At 71.4% G+C, this 17,359-nt stretch carries 19 protein-coding genes; 8 read left to right on the top strand and 11 right to left on the bottom strand.

The features are described 5' to 3' along the window. Window positions 1-2: 2 nt before the first annotated feature. The 4 genes from E5083_RS03045 to E5083_RS03035 all read right to left on the bottom strand — a co-directional run bounded on the left by E5083_RS03045 (window position 3) and on the right by E5083_RS03035 (window position 4,361). The gene (locus E5083_RS03045; protein ID WP_135784018.1) at window positions 3-1,715 is read right to left on the bottom strand and encodes an ABC transporter substrate-binding protein; all 1,713 of its coding nucleotides are present in this window, start codon (window positions 1,713-1,715) and stop codon (window positions 3-5) included. A gap of 184 nt (window positions 1,716-1,899) precedes the next feature. Further along, on the bottom strand, window positions 1,900-1,995 hold the full coding sequence (locus E5083_RS32115; protein WP_324608470.1) for an Ms4533A family Cys-rich leader peptide: 96 nt from the start codon (window positions 1,993-1,995) through the stop codon (window positions 1,900-1,902). 69 nt (window positions 1,996-2,064) lie between these two features. After that, on the bottom strand, window positions 2,065-3,372 hold the full coding sequence (locus E5083_RS03040; protein WP_135784017.1) for a DUF3152 domain-containing protein: 1,308 nt from the start codon (window positions 3,370-3,372) through the stop codon (window positions 2,065-2,067). Between the two features lie 8 nt (window positions 3,373-3,380). Then, window positions 3,381-4,361 carry an alpha/beta fold hydrolase gene (locus tag E5083_RS03035; RefSeq protein ID WP_135784016.1) on the bottom strand — a complete coding sequence of 327 codons (981 nt, stop codon included), beginning with the start codon at window positions 4,359-4,361 and terminating at the stop codon, window positions 3,381-3,383. Between the two features lie 211 nt (window positions 4,362-4,572). On the opposite strand from E5083_RS03035, the gene E5083_RS03030 reads away from it, so the two are divergent. The 4 genes from E5083_RS03030 (at window position 4,573) to E5083_RS03015 (ending at window position 6,411) form a co-directional block, all read left to right on the top strand. Beyond that, complete coding sequence (locus tag E5083_RS03030) at window positions 4,573-4,800, top strand: hypothetical protein (RefSeq protein WP_135784015.1); 228 nt, start codon at window positions 4,573-4,575, stop codon at window positions 4,798-4,800. A 145-nt stretch (window positions 4,801-4,945) separates the two neighbouring features. After that, the gene (locus E5083_RS03025; protein WP_030807272.1) at window positions 4,946-5,587 is read left to right on the top strand and encodes a TetR/AcrR family transcriptional regulator; all 642 of its coding nucleotides are present in this window, start codon (window positions 4,946-4,948) and stop codon (window positions 5,585-5,587) included. A gap of 135 nt (window positions 5,588-5,722) precedes the next feature. After that, on the top strand, window positions 5,723-5,950 hold the full coding sequence (locus E5083_RS03020; protein WP_030807269.1) for a DUF3107 domain-containing protein: 228 nt from the start codon (window positions 5,723-5,725) through the stop codon (window positions 5,948-5,950). 191 nt (window positions 5,951-6,141) lie between these two features. Then, a complete protein-coding gene (locus E5083_RS03015) occupies window positions 6,142-6,411 on the top strand; it encodes a hypothetical protein (RefSeq protein ID WP_135784014.1) in 270 nt (89 codons plus the stop codon). A gap of 18 nt (window positions 6,412-6,429) precedes the next feature. Here the strand turns inward: E5083_RS03015 and E5083_RS03010 are convergent, their stop codons facing one another. Further along, the gene (locus E5083_RS03010; protein WP_405553018.1) at window positions 6,430-7,173 is read right to left on the bottom strand and encodes a ferritin-like fold-containing protein; all 744 of its coding nucleotides are present in this window, start codon (window positions 7,171-7,173) and stop codon (window positions 6,430-6,432) included. Window positions 7,174-7,595: 422 nt separating this feature from the next. Here E5083_RS03010 and E5083_RS03005 point away from each other — a divergent pair, with 422 nt between their 5' ends. After that, window positions 7,596-9,851 (top strand): DEAD/DEAH box helicase, encoded by a 2,256-nt coding sequence (locus E5083_RS03005; protein WP_135784012.1) that lies wholly within the window; start codon window positions 7,596-7,598, stop codon window positions 9,849-9,851. 55 nt (window positions 9,852-9,906) lie between these two features. Here E5083_RS03005 and E5083_RS03000 read toward each other — a convergent pair whose 3' ends face one another. Further along, window positions 9,907-10,800, bottom strand: coding sequence for an NYN domain-containing protein (locus tag E5083_RS03000; RefSeq protein WP_135784011.1), 894 nt, complete (start codon window positions 10,798-10,800; stop codon window positions 9,907-9,909). Between the two features lie 222 nt (window positions 10,801-11,022). Between E5083_RS03000 and E5083_RS31070 the strand changes: the two genes are divergently transcribed. After that, entirely contained in the window at window positions 11,023-11,178 is a 156-nt protein-coding gene (locus E5083_RS31070; protein ID WP_167513440.1) for a hypothetical protein, read from the top strand. Window positions 11,179-11,221: 43 nt separating this feature from the next. Here the strand turns inward: E5083_RS31070 and E5083_RS02995 are convergent, their stop codons facing one another. The 4 genes from E5083_RS02995 to E5083_RS02980 form a co-directional block, all read right to left on the bottom strand. Then, window positions 11,222-11,827, bottom strand: a complete 606-nt coding sequence (locus tag E5083_RS02995) for a MarC family protein (protein WP_030807254.1) — start codon at window positions 11,825-11,827, stop codon at window positions 11,222-11,224. A 130-nt stretch (window positions 11,828-11,957) separates the two neighbouring features. Continuing rightward, the gene (locus E5083_RS02990; RefSeq protein WP_135784010.1) at window positions 11,958-12,815 is read right to left on the bottom strand and encodes a PHP domain-containing protein; all 858 of its coding nucleotides are present in this window, start codon (window positions 12,813-12,815) and stop codon (window positions 11,958-11,960) included. A gap of 94 nt (window positions 12,816-12,909) precedes the next feature. Then, a complete protein-coding gene (locus tag E5083_RS02985; RefSeq protein ID WP_135784009.1) occupies window positions 12,910-13,557 on the bottom strand; it encodes a DUF6758 family protein in 648 nt (215 codons plus the stop codon). A gap of 128 nt (window positions 13,558-13,685) precedes the next feature. Next, the gene (locus tag E5083_RS02980) at window positions 13,686-14,282 is read right to left on the bottom strand and encodes a suppressor of fused domain protein (RefSeq protein WP_135784008.1); all 597 of its coding nucleotides are present in this window, start codon (window positions 14,280-14,282) and stop codon (window positions 13,686-13,688) included. A 459-nt stretch (window positions 14,283-14,741) separates the two neighbouring features. On the opposite strand from E5083_RS02980, the gene E5083_RS02975 reads away from it, so the two are divergent. Then, a complete protein-coding gene (locus tag E5083_RS02975; RefSeq protein WP_135784007.1) occupies window positions 14,742-15,860 on the top strand; it encodes a magnesium and cobalt transport protein CorA in 1,119 nt (372 codons plus the stop codon). A 23-nt stretch (window positions 15,861-15,883) separates the two neighbouring features. Next, entirely contained in the window at window positions 15,884-16,414 is a 531-nt protein-coding gene (locus tag E5083_RS02970) for a hypothetical protein (protein ID WP_135784006.1), read from the top strand. 11 nt (window positions 16,415-16,425) lie between these two features. Here the strand turns inward: E5083_RS02970 and E5083_RS02965 are convergent, their stop codons facing one another. Beyond that, on the bottom strand, window positions 16,426-17,163 hold the full coding sequence (locus E5083_RS02965) for a hypothetical protein (protein WP_208753930.1): 738 nt from the start codon (window positions 17,161-17,163) through the stop codon (window positions 16,426-16,428). Between the last annotated feature and the right edge of the window lie 196 nt (window positions 17,164-17,359).

Raw genomic sequence — 17,359 nt, 5'->3', positions numbered from 1 at the left:
GGTCACTTCACCGCGACCTGGGAGATGTCCAGCACGCCGGTCCAGTCGCTGATCACGACGTTCTTGACGTCCGAGCCGTACAGGCGCTTGTAGACGGGGTGGAACAGCGGGACGACCAGGGCCTTACCGGCGATCTTCTTGTCCAGCGCGCCCCAGCGGGCGGCGGCCGCGTTCAGGTCGGTCAGCTTGTTGATGGCGTCGATCTCGGTGTTGACCGACGTGTCGTCCAGCAGACCGGTGTTGAAGTTCGCGCCGTCCTTGACGATCTGGCGGCCGTCGAAGATCGGGGCGAGGAAGGGGCCGCCGGAGGGCCAGTCGGCACCCCAGTGCGCGAGGAAGAAGCCGGGCTCGGTCTTGATGCTGTGGATCTTGTCCCGGTAGTCGTTGTCCTCAAGACCCTGGAGCTTGACGGTGATCCCGGCCTTCTTCAGGGCGTCCTGGAGGGCGGTGGCGATCTCCGGGCTGGTCTCGAAGTCCTTGCTGTTGGAATGCGTGAGGGTGATGGTCAGCCCGTTCGGGTGCCCGGCCTCCTTCAACAGTTCCTTCGCCTTGGCCGCGTTGCCGGACTTGCCCGCCGGGAAGAGGTCGTGCGGGGTGTACCCGAAGGACTTCTGGTCGGGCAGGAAGGTGGTGGCGGGCTCGGCGAGCGCGGAGCCGCCGGCCGCGTTGATCACCGAGGAGCGGTCGACGGCGTACGAGATCGCCTGGCGCACCTTGGGGTCGTCGAACGGCTTCACCTTCGGGTTGAAGGCGATGTAGTTGGTGTAGCCAAAGTGACCGGTGCCCACGCGGGCGGCGAGGCCCTTGTCGCCGCTGACGCGGGCGAGTTCGGCCGGCCCGAGGTTGGTGTCGGTGGTGACGGCGGCCTTGTCGGCGCCCTGGGAGGCGGCGAGCCGCTGGTTGATGACGGAGGAGTCGAGCCCGGAGCGCACGTCGACCTTGTCCGGGTACGCCTTGCGCTCGTCGTCACCGCTCCAGTGCGGGTTGCGCTCCAGCAGGACACGCTCGCCGTCGTTCTGGTTCTTGACCACCTTGTACGGCCCCGAGGACACCGGGTGCTGCTCGTACTTGGTACCGGTGTCCTTGGCCTTCGGCACCGGCGTGAACTGCGTCTGGGTGGCCAGGAACGGGAACTCGCCCTCGGGCTTGTTCAGATGGAAGACGATCGTGCGCGCGTCCGGCGTCTCGATCGCGGAGAGGCCCTTCTTGTCCTTGTACGGCCCCTGATAGTCGGCGGCACCGCTCAGCCAGTCCCGCAAGTAGGGTGCGCCACCGGAGAGTTCGGGCGCGAAGGACCGCTCGATGCCGTACTTGATGTCGGCCGAGGTGATCGGCGTGCCGTCCTCGTACTTCAGCCCCTTCTTCAGGGTGTACGTCCACACGGTCGCGTCCTTGTTGGGGCGGCCGGTGTCGGTGGCGAGGTCGGGGACCACCTTGGCGCCCTCGGCGCCGTTCTCGCGGTTGCGCGTGGTGAGGGTGCGGAAGACCAGCGAGGGGACGTTGCCGCCGCCGGAGGTGTAGAGGCGGGCCGGGTCGAAGTCGGTCTGGGCCTCGGCGTTCAGCACGGTGAGGGTGCCGCCCTTGTGGGGCGTGGAGTCGCCACCGGCGCCCTTGGCATCGTTGTCCTCAGGGCCGCAGGCGGCGGCGCCCGCTGCCACGACCAGGCCGACGGATGCCGCTGCCACGCGGCGCGCTATGACGGACGATTGACGCATCGGAAATGACGACCTCTCGGGGGGACCCCCCGGATTGTCCGAGGGGTGAGACATGGGGACGAGGAATGAGACACCTGAGGACAGGTGCCGGCCCCGGCGTCAGTCGTCGAGAGATCCCGCGAGGAGGCTCACGGGCGGCAGGGTGAAAAGGGCACGCATCGACGCGGACGCCAGGAAGGCGGCGTCAGCGACAGTCGATGTCGGCCACGCAGAGGGCGGTCACACCGATGAGCGCCAGCTCGATGGCGGCGCTGCGGAAGACGGCGTGACGGGACCACATGCGCAGAAATATGAACGAACTTGCGACTCATGTCAATGTGACATGAGTGCGCTGCCGTTCACTCACGCCTCAACTCTTGGGATACGGCCAGGCGTTGGGCAGGCAGTGGATTCCGTCGTGGTCGAGGAACTTGGTCTGCTGCTGCATCACCGGAGCGATCGCGCCGTCCTTCTGGCAGGTGACGTGCCCGTGCCCGAGCCGGTGGCCGACCTCATGGTTGATCAGCATCTGGCGGTAGGCGTAGATCTCGGCGTCCCCGTAGGTGACGCTGCCCTGCGCCCAGCGGTAGGCGTTGATCATCACGCGCTCGGTGGCCGCCGAGTCGCAGGAGACGTTGTCCTCGGTGGTGTCCAGGCCCGACTTGGCGCACCACTCGGCGGTCGTGCCGGGGCTGGCCAGCGTGATCACGAAGTCCGGCTTGCCGGTGGAGACCCGCTCGAAGCTGCGCTCCCCGCCGTGCGCCCAGCTCCGGTCGTCGTTGAGGGTGCGCTGCACGGCGTCGGCGAACAGCGCCCCGTCCAGGCCGAGCCCCTGCTCCACGTCGACCCGGTAGGTCATCTTCGGCCCCTTGCCGGGCGCCTTGGCCGAGCCGGGCACGGTGTCGAACCTGCCCGAACCCTTGAGGGTCGCCCCCAGGGGATAGAGCCGGCCCATCTTCTGGGCGTACGTCAGCGGGACGGCGCTCGGCGCGCTGGAGGGCACGGCCTGGGCGGCGGGCGGCAGCGCGCCCCCGGCGGCCTGGGCCCGCGACTCGCCCTGGGCGCGGCCGTCGGCCACCTGCCCGGCGACGACGATGGCGAGCACGGTGGTCACGGCGGCGGCCGCGACCCCGGTGAAGGCCCGACCCTTGCCGCCGTGCCGGGCTGCTGAGGGCACGGTCGCCGGAGGCGCCCCGCCCTCATCCGGCGCGGTCCTCGGACCGGGCACCTCGGGACGGCGGGGCGCCTGGGGTGCGGCGCCCTCGGCGAAGGCGTCCAGGTACTCCCGGCGCGGTCCGGGACCCGTGTCCGCCGGCTCCGCGCGCCGCTGCCTCGGGAAGGGCGTCGGGGTGGCGCGCCGGTTCTCGAACTCCCCCCAGCCGCCGCCCACTTCACGCTGCTCGGGATGGCCGCCCCGCGCGGACCCGAAGGCGCCCGGCGCCCGGTCGTCCTCGCGCCGGTCCGACGGGACATGGCGTCCGGCACCGCTCACGGTCGCGCCGAAGGCACCCTGAGATCCGGCGCTCCACGGCTCACCGCCCCGTGGGCGCGGTCGCGGGCGTGCGGCGAAGTCACCCGTCCCGGTGACGTCCCGGGTGCCCCCGGCCGCCGGGTCGGTGCCCTCTATGGCCGAGGCGTCCCCCTTGGGAGCCGGTCCCCGGCGACTGTGTCGTCCCACCCCTGCCCTCAGTTCTCCGCGTCCGTGGCGCCCGATGCGGCGCTCTCCGCGAGAAGTTCGCGGAACGCCCTGGCCACCAGCTCCGGGTATTCCATCATCGCCACGTGCCCGGCGTCCGGCAGGGACAGCAGACGGGAGTCCCTGAAGGAGCGGGCGGCCTTGGCGGCCATACGGAAGCCGACGAGTTGGTCACGGCCACCGTAGACCAGCAGGGTCGGCGCGAGTACCCGCTCGGCCTGCCGCCACAGCCCCTGCTGCCCGCCCAGCGTGTACGCGTCCACGATCCCGCGCGCGGAACGGGTCATCGCGTCCCAGAAGTACGGCAGCCTCAGGCGCCGTTCCAGCTCCTCCACCGCGTACCCGAACGCCTCCGGCGTCACGATCGTGGGATCGCCGTAACAGAGGGCCGTCACCCCGCGCACCCGCTGCTCGGCGGTCCACTCACGGGTGAACCGGTTGAACAGCGCGGCCACGCCGGGCACGCCCAGCAGGGCGGTGGGGACCGCGCTGCGCTGGATGCGCAGCTCCGGCAGGGCGGGCGAGACCAGCGTCAGGGTGCGCACCAGGTCCGGACGGACGGCGGCCACGCGCGTGGAGACCGCGCCGCCGAGCGAGTTGCCCAGCAGATGGACCGGGCCGCGTCCGGCCGCGTCCAGGTGGCGGATGACCGCGCGCGCGTGCCCGGTGACGGAGTAGTCGCCGTCGTCCGGCGGCGGGGAGTCGCCGAAGCCCGGCAGGTCGACGGCCTCGGAGTCGACGACCCCGTCCAGCGCGGCCATCAGCAGGGACCAGTTCTGCGAGGAACCGCCGAGCCCGTGCACGAACAGCGCGGGCTGAAGCCCCTCCCGCGCGGGCGGCCGGGAGCGCACCGTAAGGGTGACCCCCGGCAGCCGCACCGACCTCATCCGCTCGCCCTCGCCCACCCTTACGGGTGCGACCCGGGGGAGCACGCTCGCGGCCGGCACGGAAGGTGACTCGGTCGAAGACATGCGGCAATGTTACGAGACGATCACACCGCAGCTCATGTGTTCGCCCTCACAGGCGGCAACGCCCGGAACGCTGGCCGGTACCGCCGACGGCGTGGCGTGGCCCTGGGCGGTCTCCTAGGCTCGTATGACAGCGCAGCCGCGGGGTACCCGCCCGAGCCGGAGGGTCCGGAGAGAGACTTCCGGACCGAAGCTGGAAGAAAGGGAGGCCGTCATGGCCCACGACCCCATCGAGCCGGACGAGATCGAGAGCCCCGACGACGACACCGAGACCGGGATCGTCGATGTGGAGGCCCCCGAGCACGACGCCGTCGAGCAGCGCGCCCCCCTCACGGAGGAGCGGGACGAGCCGCTGACCGAGGTGGACCCGGACCGGGGCAGCGAGGGCGATCTCATCGAGCAGGCCCGCGTGGTCAGGATCGACGAGGAGGACTACCGCTGACCGAGCGCGCACCGGGGCCGGGGCCACGGCTTTCGCCGTCGTCCGGTACGTGAAATTCTGCGCTCGCACCGCGCACGCCGGGGTTACCGAAAAGTACGATGGCCGCGCGGCCGACACCCGCATGAGGACGACATTGGGAGGCGGCGTGACAGCCATCGAGCAAACAGAGGCAGCACGCCCGCGCGGCACCCGTCTGCCGCGCCGAGCCCGGCGCAACCAGTTGCTGGGCGCTGCCCAGGAGGTTTTCGTCGCCCAGGGCTATCACGCGGCCGCGATGGACGACATCGCCGAGCGCGCCGGAGTCAGCAAGCCGGTGCTCTACCAGCACTTCCCCGGCAAGCTCGACCTCTACCTGGCCCTGCTGGACCAGCACTGCGAGGCGCTGATCCAGGCCGTGCGCGCCGCGCTCGCCTCGACGACCGACAACAAGCAGCGCGTACGGGCGACCATGGACGCCTATTTCGCGTACATCGAGCACGACGGCGGCGCCTTCCGCCTGGTCTTCGAGTCGGACCTGACGAACGAGCCGGCCGTGCGCGAGCGCGTCGACAAGGTGACCACCGAGTGCGCCGAGGCGATCTGCGAGGTCATCGCGGAGGACACCGGCCTGTCCCGCGCGGAGTCGATGCTGCTGGCCTCCGGGCTCGGCGGTCTCGCCCAGGTGGTGGCGCGTTCCTGGCTGCACAGCGACCGCAGCGTGCCGCGCGACCAGGCGGTGCAGTTGCTCGCCTCGCTGGCCTGGCGCGGCATCGCCGGTTTCCCGCTGCACGGCACCGATCACCACTGACCGCCGACGCGCCGGTGGGGCGTGTTCGCTGATGGCGTTCCCGCCGGAAGCATGCGCGTCCCCTCACCGGGCTAATGTGTGCTGCGTACGGCGCGGCAGAACGCGCACATCACTGACCGTCGGAGGGACATAGCCGTGGAGGTCAAGATCGGCGTGCAGCACGCGCCCCGCGAGATCGTTCTGGAGAGCGGTCAGAGCGCCGAGGAGGTCGAGCGCGTCGTGGCCGACGCCCTGGCCGGCAAGTCGCCGCTGCTGAGCCTGGAGGACGAGCGCGGCCGCAAGGTCGTGGTCCCCGCGGACCGTCTGGCGTACGTCGAGATCGGCGCGCCGACCGCGCGCAAGGTCGGTTTCGGCACGCTGTAGGCGCGACACCCGTCAAGGGCCCGGTGGCACTCGCCGCCGGGCCCTTTTCGCTGCCCTTTGGCTGCCCTTTTCGCTGCTCCGGCGCGCACAGCTCGCGCACACGGTGGGCACAGGGGAGGATTGCAACGCGCAGGTCACGGGTATGTCGGACGGTGACCGCATGAGCACGCAGACGTGGGAGGGACCCCTCGATGATCCTCGAAGTGCTCGGTTCGGCCGCGCTCGGACTCGTCCTCGCCTTCGCGGCGGCGCACCGCCTGCCGCACCGGCTGCCCACCCGCCCGCTGGTCTTCGCCACCGCGGTGGCGGGTGCGCTCTTCGGGGACTTCGTCACGCACAGCGCCCTGGGCCCGGCCCCGGTCCTGCTCACCCTGCTCGGCGCGGCCGTCGTGTCCGCCGCGTCCCTGTCGCTGCTGCTGCGCCCGGCCGGGCGGCTCCGCCGGCGATCCGCGCCCGCGTAGCCGCCTCCTGACGGCAGGTCAGGCCGCGAGGCCCAGGGCGGCCATCCGCTTGGTGTGCGCCTCGGTGATCCGGGTGAACATCCGGCCGACCTCCGCGAGGTCGAAGCCGTCCGCGACCCCGCCGACCAGCATGGTGGAGAGCGCGTCCCGGTCCGCGACGACCCGCTGCGACTGCGACAGCGCCTCGCCCATCAGCCGCCGCGCCCACAGCGCGAGCCGCCCGCCCACACGCGGGTCGGCGTCGATGGCCGCGCGCACCTTCTCCACCGCGAACTCCGCGTGTCCGGTGTCGTCGAGGACGGCGAGGACGAGTTCCCGGGTGTCGGCGTCGAGGCGGGCGGCGACCTCGCGATAGAAGTCACTGGCGATCGAGTCGCCGACGTACGCCTTGACCAGGCCCTCCAGCCAGTCCGAGGGCGCCGTCTGCTTGTGGAAGCTCTCCAGCGCGGCGACGAAGGGGTCCATCGCGGCGGTGGGCTCGGCGCCGATCTCGGTCAGCCGGTTGCGCAGGCGCTCGAAGTGGTGGAACTCCGCCGAGGCCATCTTGGCCAGCTCCGCCTTGTCCGCGAGGGTCGGCGCCAGCTTGGCGTCCTCCGCGAGCCGCTCGAACGCGGCCAGCTCGCCGTACGCGAGCGCGCCGAGCAGGTCCACGACGGCGGCGCGGTACTGCGGGTCCGCCGCGGCCGTCGCCCAGTCCTGGGCGGCGACACCGGTGGCGGCGCCCGCGTTCTCCGGGTTCTCAGGCTTGTCAGAGCTAGTCATGAGGCGCACAATAGCCCGCTCGACCCGTCCCGGAAGCCCCTGGTCAACCACTGTGACCACGACTACGTGACCAATTCGGCCATCGCGTGTGCGGCAATCCGGGGTATGGTGGTATTGCGCCTGCTGAGTGCGCCGACGATTTTCGGTGCGCTCAACGCCTTCTGGCAGTGGCGCACGTATGAGGATGCCCGGTCGGTGGCCCGATCGGCTCCGACCTGACAGCCCTCCTGGGCCGTACGGCACCGCGCGTACGGCGAGCGGAGGGACATCCTTAGCGGTTCGAGCGCTAGAGCGTCGGCGAAGGTCCCGTGTCTTACGGCTTGCCCCAGTTGGTTCGCCCGTACGGCGGCCGACGTGCCCGGCACGGTCAGACATGATCCCCGCGCTCGCCTCGCGCCGCGCACACAAGAAGAGGCAAAACCCTGACTACGACATTTCGTGACCTCGGCATTCTTTCCGAGACCGCCGAGGCGCTGGAAGCCGTCGGCATCATCAACCCGTTCCCGATCCAGGAGCTGACCCTTCCGGTCGCCCTGTCGGGCAGTGACGTCATCGGCCAGGCCAAGACCGGCACGGGCAAGACCCTCGGTTTCGGCCTGCCGCTGCTGGAGCGCGTCGTCGTTCCCGCCGACGTCGAGGCCGGCCGTGCCGCCCCGGAGGCGCTGACCAGCGCGCCGCAGGCGCTCATCGTCGTGCCCACCCGCGAGCTGTGCACCCAGGTCACCAACGACCTGCTGACCGCCGGCAAGGTGCGCAATGTGCGCGTCCTCGCCATCTACGGCGGCCGTGCCTACGAGCCGCAGGTCGAGGCCCTGAACAAGGGCGTCGACGTCGTCGTCGGCACCCCCGGCCGGCTGCTGGACCTCGCGGGCCAGAAGAAGCTGGACCTCAGCCACGTCAAGTGCCTGGTGCTGGACGAGGCCGACGAGATGCTCGACCTGGGCTTCCTGCCCGACGTCGAGAAGATCGTCAACATGCTGCCGGCCAAGCGCCAGACCATGCTGTTCTCGGCCACCATGCCGGGCGCGGTCATCGGTCTCGCCCGCCGCTACATGTCCCGCCCCACGCACATCCGCGCCACCGCGCCGGACGACACGGGCGCGACGGTCGCCAACATCAAGCAGTTCGTCTACCGCGGCCACTCCATGGACAAGCCGGAGATGATCGCGCGCATACTGCAGGCCGAGGGCCGCGGTCTGGCGATGATCTTCTGTCGTACCAAGCGCACCGCCGCCGACATCGCCGAGCAGCTCCAGCGCCGGGGCTTCGCCTCCGGCGCGGTCCACGGCGACCTCGGCCAGGGCGCCCGCGAGCAGGCGCTGCGCGCCTTCCGCAACGGCAAGGTCGACGTACTGGTCTGCACCGACGTGGCCGCGCGCGGCATCGACGTCGGTGGCGTGACCCACGTCATCAACTACCAGTCCCCCGAGGACGAGAAGACCTACCTGCACCGCGTCGGCCGCACCGGCCGCGCCGGCAACAAGGGCACGGCAGTCACGTTCGTCGACTGGGACGACATCCCGCGCTGGCAGCTCATCAACAAGGCGCTGGAGCTGGACTTCAACGAGCCGGTGGAGACGTACTCGACGTCCCCGCACCTCTTCTCCGACCTGAACATCCCGGCCGGCACCAAGGGTGTCCTGCCGCGCTCGGAGCGCACGCGCGCCGGGCTCGACGCGGAGATGGTGGAGGACCTCGGCGAGACCGGCGGCCGCGGTGCGCGCGGTGGCCGTCCCGGCCGTGGCGGGCGACCCGAGGCCGCGCCGGAGCGGGAGCGCACCGAGCGCTCGGACCGTTCTGAGCGGTCGGACCGTGGTGAGCGCACTCCGCGCCGTCGCCGTCGCATGCGCGGCGGTGCCCCGGTGGAGGCCGGTGCCGCCCCGGCGGAGACCACTTCTGTCGAGGAGCCGCAGGCTCCCCGCACCCCGCGCCGGCGCCGCCGTACGCGCGGCGGGTCGGGCGAGGCTGCGGCCGCTCCCGCCGCTGTGGTCGAGACGGTGGTGGCGCCGGAGGCCGTGGCCGAGGCTCCCGCCGAGCCGCGCCGCCGCACCCGCAAGCGCGCCGAGGCTGCTCCCGTGGCCGAGGCCGTCGTCGAGGCGCCGGTCGTGGAGGCTGCGGTCGTGGAGGCGGTCGCCGAGGCCGCCGTGGTCGAGGCCCCGAAGCAGCCGCGCCGCCGTACGCGCAAGGCCGTGGAGGCCGCTCCCGAGGCTGTCGTGGAGGCGCCGGTCGCCGAGGCGCCGAAGCGCCGCACCCGCAAGGCGGCTGTCGCCCCCGAGACGGTCGTGGACGCGGTCGAGGCCCCCGAGGCCGAGACCAAGCCGCGCCGTACCCGGAAGACGGCCGCTGCCAAGGCCGCCGAGACGGCGGAGGGCGCCGAGGCCGCGGAGACCAAGCCCCGCCGTACGCGCAAGACCGCCGCCAAGGCTGTCGCGACGGAGCCGGCCGAGGCCACCGAGGCCGAGGCCAAGCCCCGCCGTGCCCGCAAGACGGCCGCTGCCAAGGCCGCCGAGACGGCCGAGGTAACGGAGGCCGCCGAGGCCAAGCCGCGCCGCACCCGCAAGACCGCCGCCGCCAAGGCCGTCGCGTCGGAGATCCCGGCGCAGGCGACCGAGGAGCCGGAGGCCAAGCCGCGCCGCCGCACCCGCAAGGTCGCGGCCGTGGAGCCCACCGAGGCGTAAGCAGCACCAGTGAGGCCCGGCTCCCTGTCGAAGGGGAGGCCGGGCCTCACTGCTGTCAGTACTGCGTCTGCAGGTGCTCCCAGAAGCCGTCCCGCAGGGACCGGCGCAGGTCGGCCTGGCCGCGCAGGGAGTACTGGAGCAGCCCTTCCGCCTCCACCAGGAGGTCCTGGTCGACCGAGCCGGGCAGGTACGGATGGCCGGGGAGAAGCTCCATCAGGCTGTCCCGGCCCCGCGAGACCAGCCACTTCGCCGCGATCTGGGCGCCGACGAACCGCACGTCCTCGCGGGTGGGCCGGCTGCCCGTGGCCTCGTAGGCGGCGGCCGTGCGGCGGGAGACGTACGGCTTGCAGAACTCCAGGTCGAAGGTGCGCTGGCTGTCGACCTCCCACAGCAGCGGCTCGGCCTGGTTGCGGCCCTCGGGTGCCTCGATGCCCCACAGGTGGACCCGCGCCCCGTACCCCTGCGCCGCCTCGACCGCCGAGACCAGGTCCTCGTCGCCGCCGAGGAGTGCCGCGTCGCTGATGGCGCGGTGGCGGGCGAGGGACTCCAGGTCGGTGCGGATCAGGGAGTCGACACCCTTCTGCTGGTTGTGGGCGTTGAGGTTGCCGAGGCGGACCTTGACATCGGGCAGCTCGGCGATCGACTGCTGCTCGGCGGTGTGGATGCGCCGCCGGGCCCCGTCGTACCAGTACACGCGCAGCAGGCGGCTGTCGGCGAAGATCGAGCGGGCCTTGTCGATGAGCGCGTCGATCAGGCCCTCGGCGTCCAGGTCGAAGGCGCGGCGGTCCTCGGTGCCGGCCACCAGGCGGCCCGCGGCCGCGTAGAGATAGCCCGCGTCCACGAAGATCGCGTGGGTGGAGGGTGTTTTCGCCACCTCGACGAGCATGCGTTGGAGCAGTTCGTTGGTGTGGTCGATGCGGGCACCCAGAGCCGCCAAGTCTTCGTTCATCGAGACCATTGTCCCGGCCGTCACGCTGCGAACACAACCGGTCCCCGTCAGTCCCGTCGCGCGGTCTTTTTACCGGACAGTAATTAGCCCGTGAAAAAATTTCCTTAGCGTAGGGAATGTTTGCGGTGGGCCGTTCGTTGTCCAGACATGTGACACCGCGACAACACGTCGCACACCAGTAGTTCTCCTCTGGAGGATGACCAGACGAAGGGAGAAGCCTTCATGCGCTTCGAAATCATGCGACTCGACGAGGTCGACGGCTCGACCGTGGACAGCACCGTCGTGGACGCCGCCTCCGTCAACCGGATCGTGCAACAGGCGGCCGCCATCGGCCAGCGCCTGTGGATTCGCCCCGCAGAAGGCTGCACGGCCTCGTAGGGCGCACGACACTCAAGCCTTCCGGGGAAGCCGAGGCCGAGTCTCAGCTTCCCCGGATCACCTGAGTGACTCCGTTGATGATCTGCTGCACGGCGATCGCGGAGAGCATCATGCCCGCGAGCCGTGTCACCAGGACGACACCTCCGTCCTTGATGACCTTGATGACCAGCAGCGAGTAACGCATCACCAGCCACAGCACGACATGGATGGCGAGAATCGCCGCCCACACCGAGACCTGCGTGGCGACACTTCCGGCCTTCTGTACGGCCAGGATCACCGAGACGATCGCGCCGGGCCCGGCGAGCAGCGGCATGCCCAGCGGGACCAGGGCGACATTGACGTCCTTGGTCTGCTTGGGCTCGTCCGTCTTGCCGGTGAGCAGGTCGAGCGCGATCAGCAGGAGCAGCAGTCCGCCCGCGATCATCAGCGCCGGCACCGAGACGTGCAGATAGTTCAGGATCTGGTGGCCGAGGACGCCGAAGACGGCGATGACCCCGCCCGCCACGCAGACGGCCTGGAAGGCCATCCGCTTCTGGACCTTGGCGGGCCGCCCGGCGGTGAGGGCGAGGAAGATCGGGGTGATCCCCGGCGGGTCCATGATGACGAAGAGGGTCAGGAACAGGGAGCCGAAGACGGCGAGGTCGAACATCGTGTGCCTTGCATGATGAAGCCACCGCCGTACAGCGCCCTGAGTCCCCTTAGGGGGCGGCAAGCGGGCGCGCACGGCGGACGTGCGGGTGATCGGGTGAGGGAAAAGCAGAGAGGGTTGGCGCTGGGGCTCAGGCCCCGCCGGTCCCCGGTACGGGGAACGCGCCGGTCGCCCGGCGGATGATCTCGCCGTAGACCTCGGGGTCGGTGGTGTTCTCGCCGAGCGCGACGGTCTTGCGGGTGCCGTGGTAGTCCGAGGAGCCGGTGACCAGCAGGTCCAGGTCCTCGGCCAGCCCGCGCAGCCGGGTCCGGGTGTCCTGGTCGTGCTCGGTGTGGTCGGCTTCCAGTCCGTCGAGTCCGGCGGCGGCCATCGCGGCGATCGCGTCCGTGGGCACCATGTGGCCGCGCTTGACGGCGGCCGGGTGGGCGAGGACGGTCACGCCGCCCGCGCTCTTCACCAGCCGGATCGCCTCCAGCGGATCGGTCTCGTGCTTGTCCACGTGGGCCCGCCCGCCGTCGGCCAGCCACTCGGGCGTGAACGCGTCGTTCACGGTCGGGACGACACCCAGCTCCACCAGCGCGGACGCGATGTGCGGCCGGCCCACCGTGCCCCCGGCGGCGATCCGCTCGACCTGCTCCCAGGTGACCGGTACGCCGAGCGCGTTCAGCTTGGCGATCATCGCGTGGGCGCGCGGCACCCGGTCGTCCCGGACCAGCTCGCGCTCGGCGAGCAGGGCGGGCTCCTCGGGGTCGAAGAGGTAGGCCAGCAGATGCAGGGAGACGCCGTCGATCCGGCAGGAGAGTTCCGCGCCGGTGACGAGGGTCAGCCCCTCCGGCAAGGCGGCCAGCGCCTCCGCGTACCCACGGGTGGTGTCGTGGTCGGTCAGCGCAACCACGTCCAGTCCGGCTCCGGCGGCCGCGCGCATCAGCCCGGCCGGAGTGTCCGTGCCGTCGGAGGCGGTGGAGTGGCAGTGCAGGTCGATGCGCACGGCTGCTCCAGACGGCTCGCGGGGACGGTGAGGACACCTAAGGATAGCCGCGCGTACGGCATGCCCTGTCACCCCCGCTCCCCGGAGGCGCCCCCTACAGGTCGGGCCGCATCAGCCGGGGCGAGAGCGCCCCGCAGGGCACCAGGTCCACCTCGGGGCCCGCGTCCCGCAGGTCGGTCAGCACCAGCTCGTCGTACATCAGCAGGCCGGACTGCGCGGGCCAGGTGACCGCCCACAGCCAGACGCCGAGCGCCTCGCCGGCGAAGACGGCGCGGTCGTCCGGGACGCCGTCGACGTGCCAGAGCGGGGTGGGACGGCCGGTGGCCAGCACCTTCGCCTGCGGGGGCTTCTCCATGTCCAGGTGCGGGCCGGGGTCGGGGCCGTCCAGGCCCGCGTACCGCGCGCCGAGGCCGACGCCCAGTTCCTCGGCGACGAGGATCAGCTCGCCCGGACCGCCGAGCGGGCTGGGTCCCGAGCAGGCCACCACGGTGGCCCGGCCACCGCCGGGGGCGTCGCCCGCGTAGGCGACGCCGGTGAACAGCCAGCCGACCGGCAGCGGCCACGGCATCCACAACGGGACCCGGGTGCGCTGCGTCACGGCGGTGAGGGCCTCGACGCTGGGCGGGATCACGGGCTGCAACGGATACACCGCGCCGTGCGTGTCGCACTGCCACGTATCGGCGAAGAGGCCGGGAGCCCGGACCCGGCCACCACACCTCGGGCAACTGGGTTCGCCCCTCATAGAGCCCCACGGTCCTACCCCGGCCGCCGCACGTCAAGGACGATCACCCGGACGGCCCCGGCGCGATTCGGGGGTACGGCCAACTCAGCGCTCCGGCACGGCACTTGGTGAGCTTGCTCACCCCGCTCTCACTCCGGCGACGGCCCCAGCGGAACCGACGCACGGTTCGGGTCGCGCAGATCCGTGCCGTGGGTGAGCCACCGCTCCTGCAGCGCGCCGGCGCCGTGCACCCGCTTCCACGCGGCCTCGTTCGGTGTCATCGGCAGCAGCGGCAGGAAGCGCACCGGGTCCAGCGGGGCGTCCAGCTCCAGGTCCTCCACCAGCCCGCCCGGCTCCCCCACCAGTACCGAGGTGAAGGGCGCGCCGGGCCACAGCGGCTTCCCCACGTCCAGCGAGGCACCGGGTGCCACGATGACGCCCTCGACCTGCGGGGACGCGGCGAGCACGGCGAGCGGACGGAGCACGGGACCGGTGTCGGTGACGCCCGCGCGGACGGAGAGGACCAGCTCGGCACGCGGCCCCTCGATGGGGTCGGCGACCATGGCCGTGGGGTCGCTCATGGGGTGGGCCGACATGCCCAGCGTGGCGTAGCGGACCACGTCCCCCTCCTGGAAGCGCAGCACCTCGATGCGGTCGGCGCCGAGGAAGGTGACCGAGGCACGCGCGTCCGGTTCACCGAGCGCCGAGTTCAGCCGCGCCTCGACCAGAGGAAGAACATCAACCATGCGGTGAGCATAGAACTCGTCAGCGGCAGGCAAAGCTGCGCCTTGACACGATGGGCTGCTGCTACGCTGAGCCGGTGGTTCGGGGCCGCGTGCACATGCTCGCCGTCGAGTCCCCGACGCCGATGAGACTCCCTTACGAGGGACCGGCCGGAGGAGGTGGGGCTGTCATGGATCGAAGTCGACCGTGCAGTACCACTCGTTCTTCCGGCTGTTGATGTCATTCCTGGCTGACCGCCACCTTTTCGTTCGCTTCGCCGTCCGGAAGAGCACTTCGTTTCGCTTTGCCTGATCTGCCTGATCTGACTCAGTCCTGCATCAGTAGCGAAGTCGCCACCGCGACGGTGCGGTGCTCCCCGCTTTGTGGACGTGCCAAACGTATGCAGTCCGAACGTCCCCATTCCGGGTAGTTCCACCCGTCGCAGGCGCACTTTCGTTGCCCGCCCGCGAAGGAGCCTGCCCATGTCGATGATCCGCGACCTGCGAGCCGTGGTCCGACCGTCCAACCGCCCCCTCCCGCGCAAGGAGGCGGCCGCTCCCTTCGAGCCCGACACCACCACGTCCTCGGCCGTGGTCGACTGCGCCGTCTACCGCGACGGCGCCCGGGTGGAGAGCGGACGCACCCTCAGCCCGCAGGAGGCGATGCGCGAGGTGCGCCGGGACGGCGGCTTCGTCTGGATCGGCCTGCACGAGCCCACCGAGGCCGAGTTCGCCGGTATCGCGAGCGCCTTCGGGCTCCACCCGCTGGCCGTGGAGGACGCCGTCCAGGCCCACCAGCGCCCGAAGCTGGAGCGGTACGACGACTCGCTGTTCACCGTGTTCAAGACGGTCCACTACGTGGAGCACGACCAGCTCACCGCCAACAGCGAGGTCATCGACACCGGTGAGGTCATGTGCTTCACCGGCCGGGACTTCTTCATCACCGTCCGGCACGGCGGCCAGGGCTCGCTCCGGGCGCTGCGCCACCGGCTCCAGGAGGACCCCGAGCTGCTCGCCAAGGGCCCCTCGGCGGTGCTGCACGCCATCGCCGACCATGTGGTGGACGGCTACATCGCGGTCGCGGACTCGGTGCAGGACGACATCGACGAGGTGGAGACGGAGGTCTTCTCCCCCGGCCGCAACGGCGGTGTCTCGCGCGGTGTCGACTCGGCCCGGATCTACCAGCTCAAGCGCGAGGTACTGGAGTTCAAGCGCGCGGTCGCCCCCCTGCAGCGCCCGATGCAGTTGCTGAGCGAGCGGCCGATGCGGCTGGTCGACCCGGACATCCAGAAGTACTTCCGTGACGTCGCCGACCACGTGGCCCGGGTGCACGAGCAGGTCATGGGCTTCGACGAGCTGCTGAACTCGATCCTCCAGGCCAACCTGGCGCAGGCGTCCGTCGCGCAGAACGAGGACATGCGCAAGATCACCGCCTGGGCCGCGATCATCGCCGTGCCCACCATGGTGTGCGGGGTCTACGGCATGAACTTCAAGTACATGCCCGAGCTGCACTGGAAGTACGGCTACCCGGTGATCATGAGCGTCACGGTCGCCCTGTGTCTGGGCATCCACCGCACGCTGAAGCGCAACGGCTGGCTCTGAGCGCCGCTGGATAGGCTGGGCGCATGACCAGCGAGCCGCCCGCACAGGCCCTTTTCGACCAGGCCCTCATCGAGGAGGCCACCAAGAAGTCCGGCCTGATCTGGGTCCGGGGCGCCGAGGCGCCCGCCGCGCGCCCGCTCTGGCACGTCTGGCACGAGGGGGCGGCCCTGCTGGTCGGTGACGGTCCCGGTGAGCAGCCGCTGCCCTCTCTGATCGACGGCGGCGCGGCCGAGGTGGCGGTGCGCAGCAAGGACAAGGGCGGCCGGCTGGTCACCTGGCGGGCCACCGCGCACCGGCTGGAGCCCGGCTCGCCCGAATGGGAGGCGGCCGTCGGGGAGTTGAAGGGCAAACGGCTCAACGCCCCCGGCGCCGAGGAGATCCCGGCCCGCTGGGCCCGCGACTGCACGGTGCTGCGCCTGGTCCCCACCGGGGCCGTGGAGCCGCAGCCCACCGGCAGCCTGGCCGAGCCCCCGCTGCCCACCCCGGCCACCACCCGCGTCCCCGCCCCGCCCGCGCTGCCGAGGCTGCTGGGCCGCCGCCGCAGGCGGGGTTAGGGCAACAGGCTTTAGGAACCCGGCAGTTGGCCGCCGTAGTCGACCGTGTCGTTCTTGGCGGGCTCGGCGGCGGGGAAGTCCTTGCCCCACTCGGAGAAGGTGAGCGTGCCCGCGCCGCCGCCGCGCACCAGGCGCAGCGGGTAGGGCTTGCCCTCCAGGGAGACGTCGAGGGTGCCGCCGGGGCCGCCGTCGCCGGTGACCCGGATCGTGCGGGTGCCGGCCTGGGTGTGGTGGCCGGCCGTGGCCAGCTCGCCGTGCAGGGTGAGCAGGGCGGGCAGCAGCACGTCCTTCTCGGTGAAGCCGCTGAACTTCTGGTACGCCGGGTCCTTCTGCGGGACCTTCACGTACTTGCCGTCCAGCTTGCCCGCGGCGGAGGTGTCGCCGCCGTGGTTCCAGAAGGCGGCGTCGGCCTTGACGTACAGCTCGTCGCCGACGCGCAGCAGTTGGAAGGTGGAGCCCTTGGAGGTCACCGAGCCGCTGCCGCCGCCGGACTTCAGCCGCATGTCCAGCTTGAAGGCGACCCCGCCGGTGACGACGGTCCCGGCCAGGTGCACCGCGGGTGCCGCGTCGGCCGCCGCGCGGCTTTTGGACTGGATCTTCTGCGCGGGCAGCCGGCCCACCCCGTTGGTCCCGGCGTCCGGGTCCTCCTCGCCGCATCCCGTCAGCATCGTCAGCGCCGACACGGCCAGCACGCACAGCGCGGCCACCCGCGCGGCTCTCCGGAAGCGTGCCTGGGGAATCGCAGTCACAGGTGGGGCTGCCTCTCTGCCGTGCCGAATGGGCGTACGGCAGCGTACCGGGGGCACGCGCCCCGAGCGGAGCCCGTCCGTCCGGACCCCCCACCGGGGCGTTTCCGATCGGTACGGGCTAGCCTGAAGCGCACAAGCATGGCCATATCAGAGCGAATCCGTACCTATTCTCTCCGCGTTCTCTCCGCGTCCCGAG

It is taken from the genome of Streptomyces bauhiniae (genome assembly GCF_004784475.1).
GTDB classification, from domain to species: Bacteria; Actinomycetota; Actinomycetes; order Streptomycetales; family Streptomycetaceae; genus Streptomyces; species Streptomyces seoulensis.
This window is presented reverse-complemented; position numbering and strand designations above follow the sequence as displayed.

Bases quoted from the DNA above. Each gene is read 5' to 3' on its own strand.
- E5083_RS03045 (WP_135784018.1), bottom strand. From the start codon at position 1,715: ATGCGTCAATCGTCCGTCATAGCGCGCCGCGTGGCAGCGGCATCCGTC.
- E5083_RS32115 (WP_324608470.1), bottom strand. From the start codon at position 1,995: ATGTGGTCCCGTCACGCCGTCTTCCGCAGCGCCGCCATCGAGCTGGCG.
- E5083_RS03035 (WP_135784016.1), bottom strand. From the start codon at position 4,361: ATGTCTTCGACCGAGTCACCTTCCGTGCCGGCCGCGAGCGTGCTCCCC.
- E5083_RS03030 (WP_135784015.1), top strand. From the start codon at position 4,573: ATGGCCCACGACCCCATCGAGCCGGACGAGATCGAGAGCCCCGACGAC.
- E5083_RS03015 (WP_135784014.1), top strand. From the start codon at position 6,142: ATGATCCTCGAAGTGCTCGGTTCGGCCGCGCTCGGACTCGTCCTCGCC.
- E5083_RS03010 (WP_405553018.1), bottom strand. From the start codon at position 7,173: ATGACTAGCTCTGACAAGCCTGAGAACCCGGAGAACGCGGGCGCCGCC.
- E5083_RS03000 (WP_135784011.1), bottom strand. From the start codon at position 10,800: ATGAACGAAGACTTGGCGGCTCTGGGTGCCCGCATCGACCACACCAAC.
- E5083_RS31070 (WP_167513440.1), top strand. From the start codon at position 11,023: ATGCGCTTCGAAATCATGCGACTCGACGAGGTCGACGGCTCGACCGTG.
- E5083_RS02995 (WP_030807254.1), bottom strand. From the start codon at position 11,827: ATGTTCGACCTCGCCGTCTTCGGCTCCCTGTTCCTGACCCTCTTCGTC.
- E5083_RS02985 (WP_135784009.1), bottom strand. From the start codon at position 13,557: ATGAGGGGCGAACCCAGTTGCCCGAGGTGTGGTGGCCGGGTCCGGGCT.
- E5083_RS02980 (WP_135784008.1), bottom strand. From the start codon at position 14,282: ATGGTTGATGTTCTTCCTCTGGTCGAGGCGCGGCTGAACTCGGCGCTC.
- E5083_RS02975 (WP_135784007.1), top strand. From the start codon at position 14,742: ATGTCGATGATCCGCGACCTGCGAGCCGTGGTCCGACCGTCCAACCGC.
- E5083_RS02970 (WP_135784006.1), top strand. From the start codon at position 15,884: ATGACCAGCGAGCCGCCCGCACAGGCCCTTTTCGACCAGGCCCTCATC.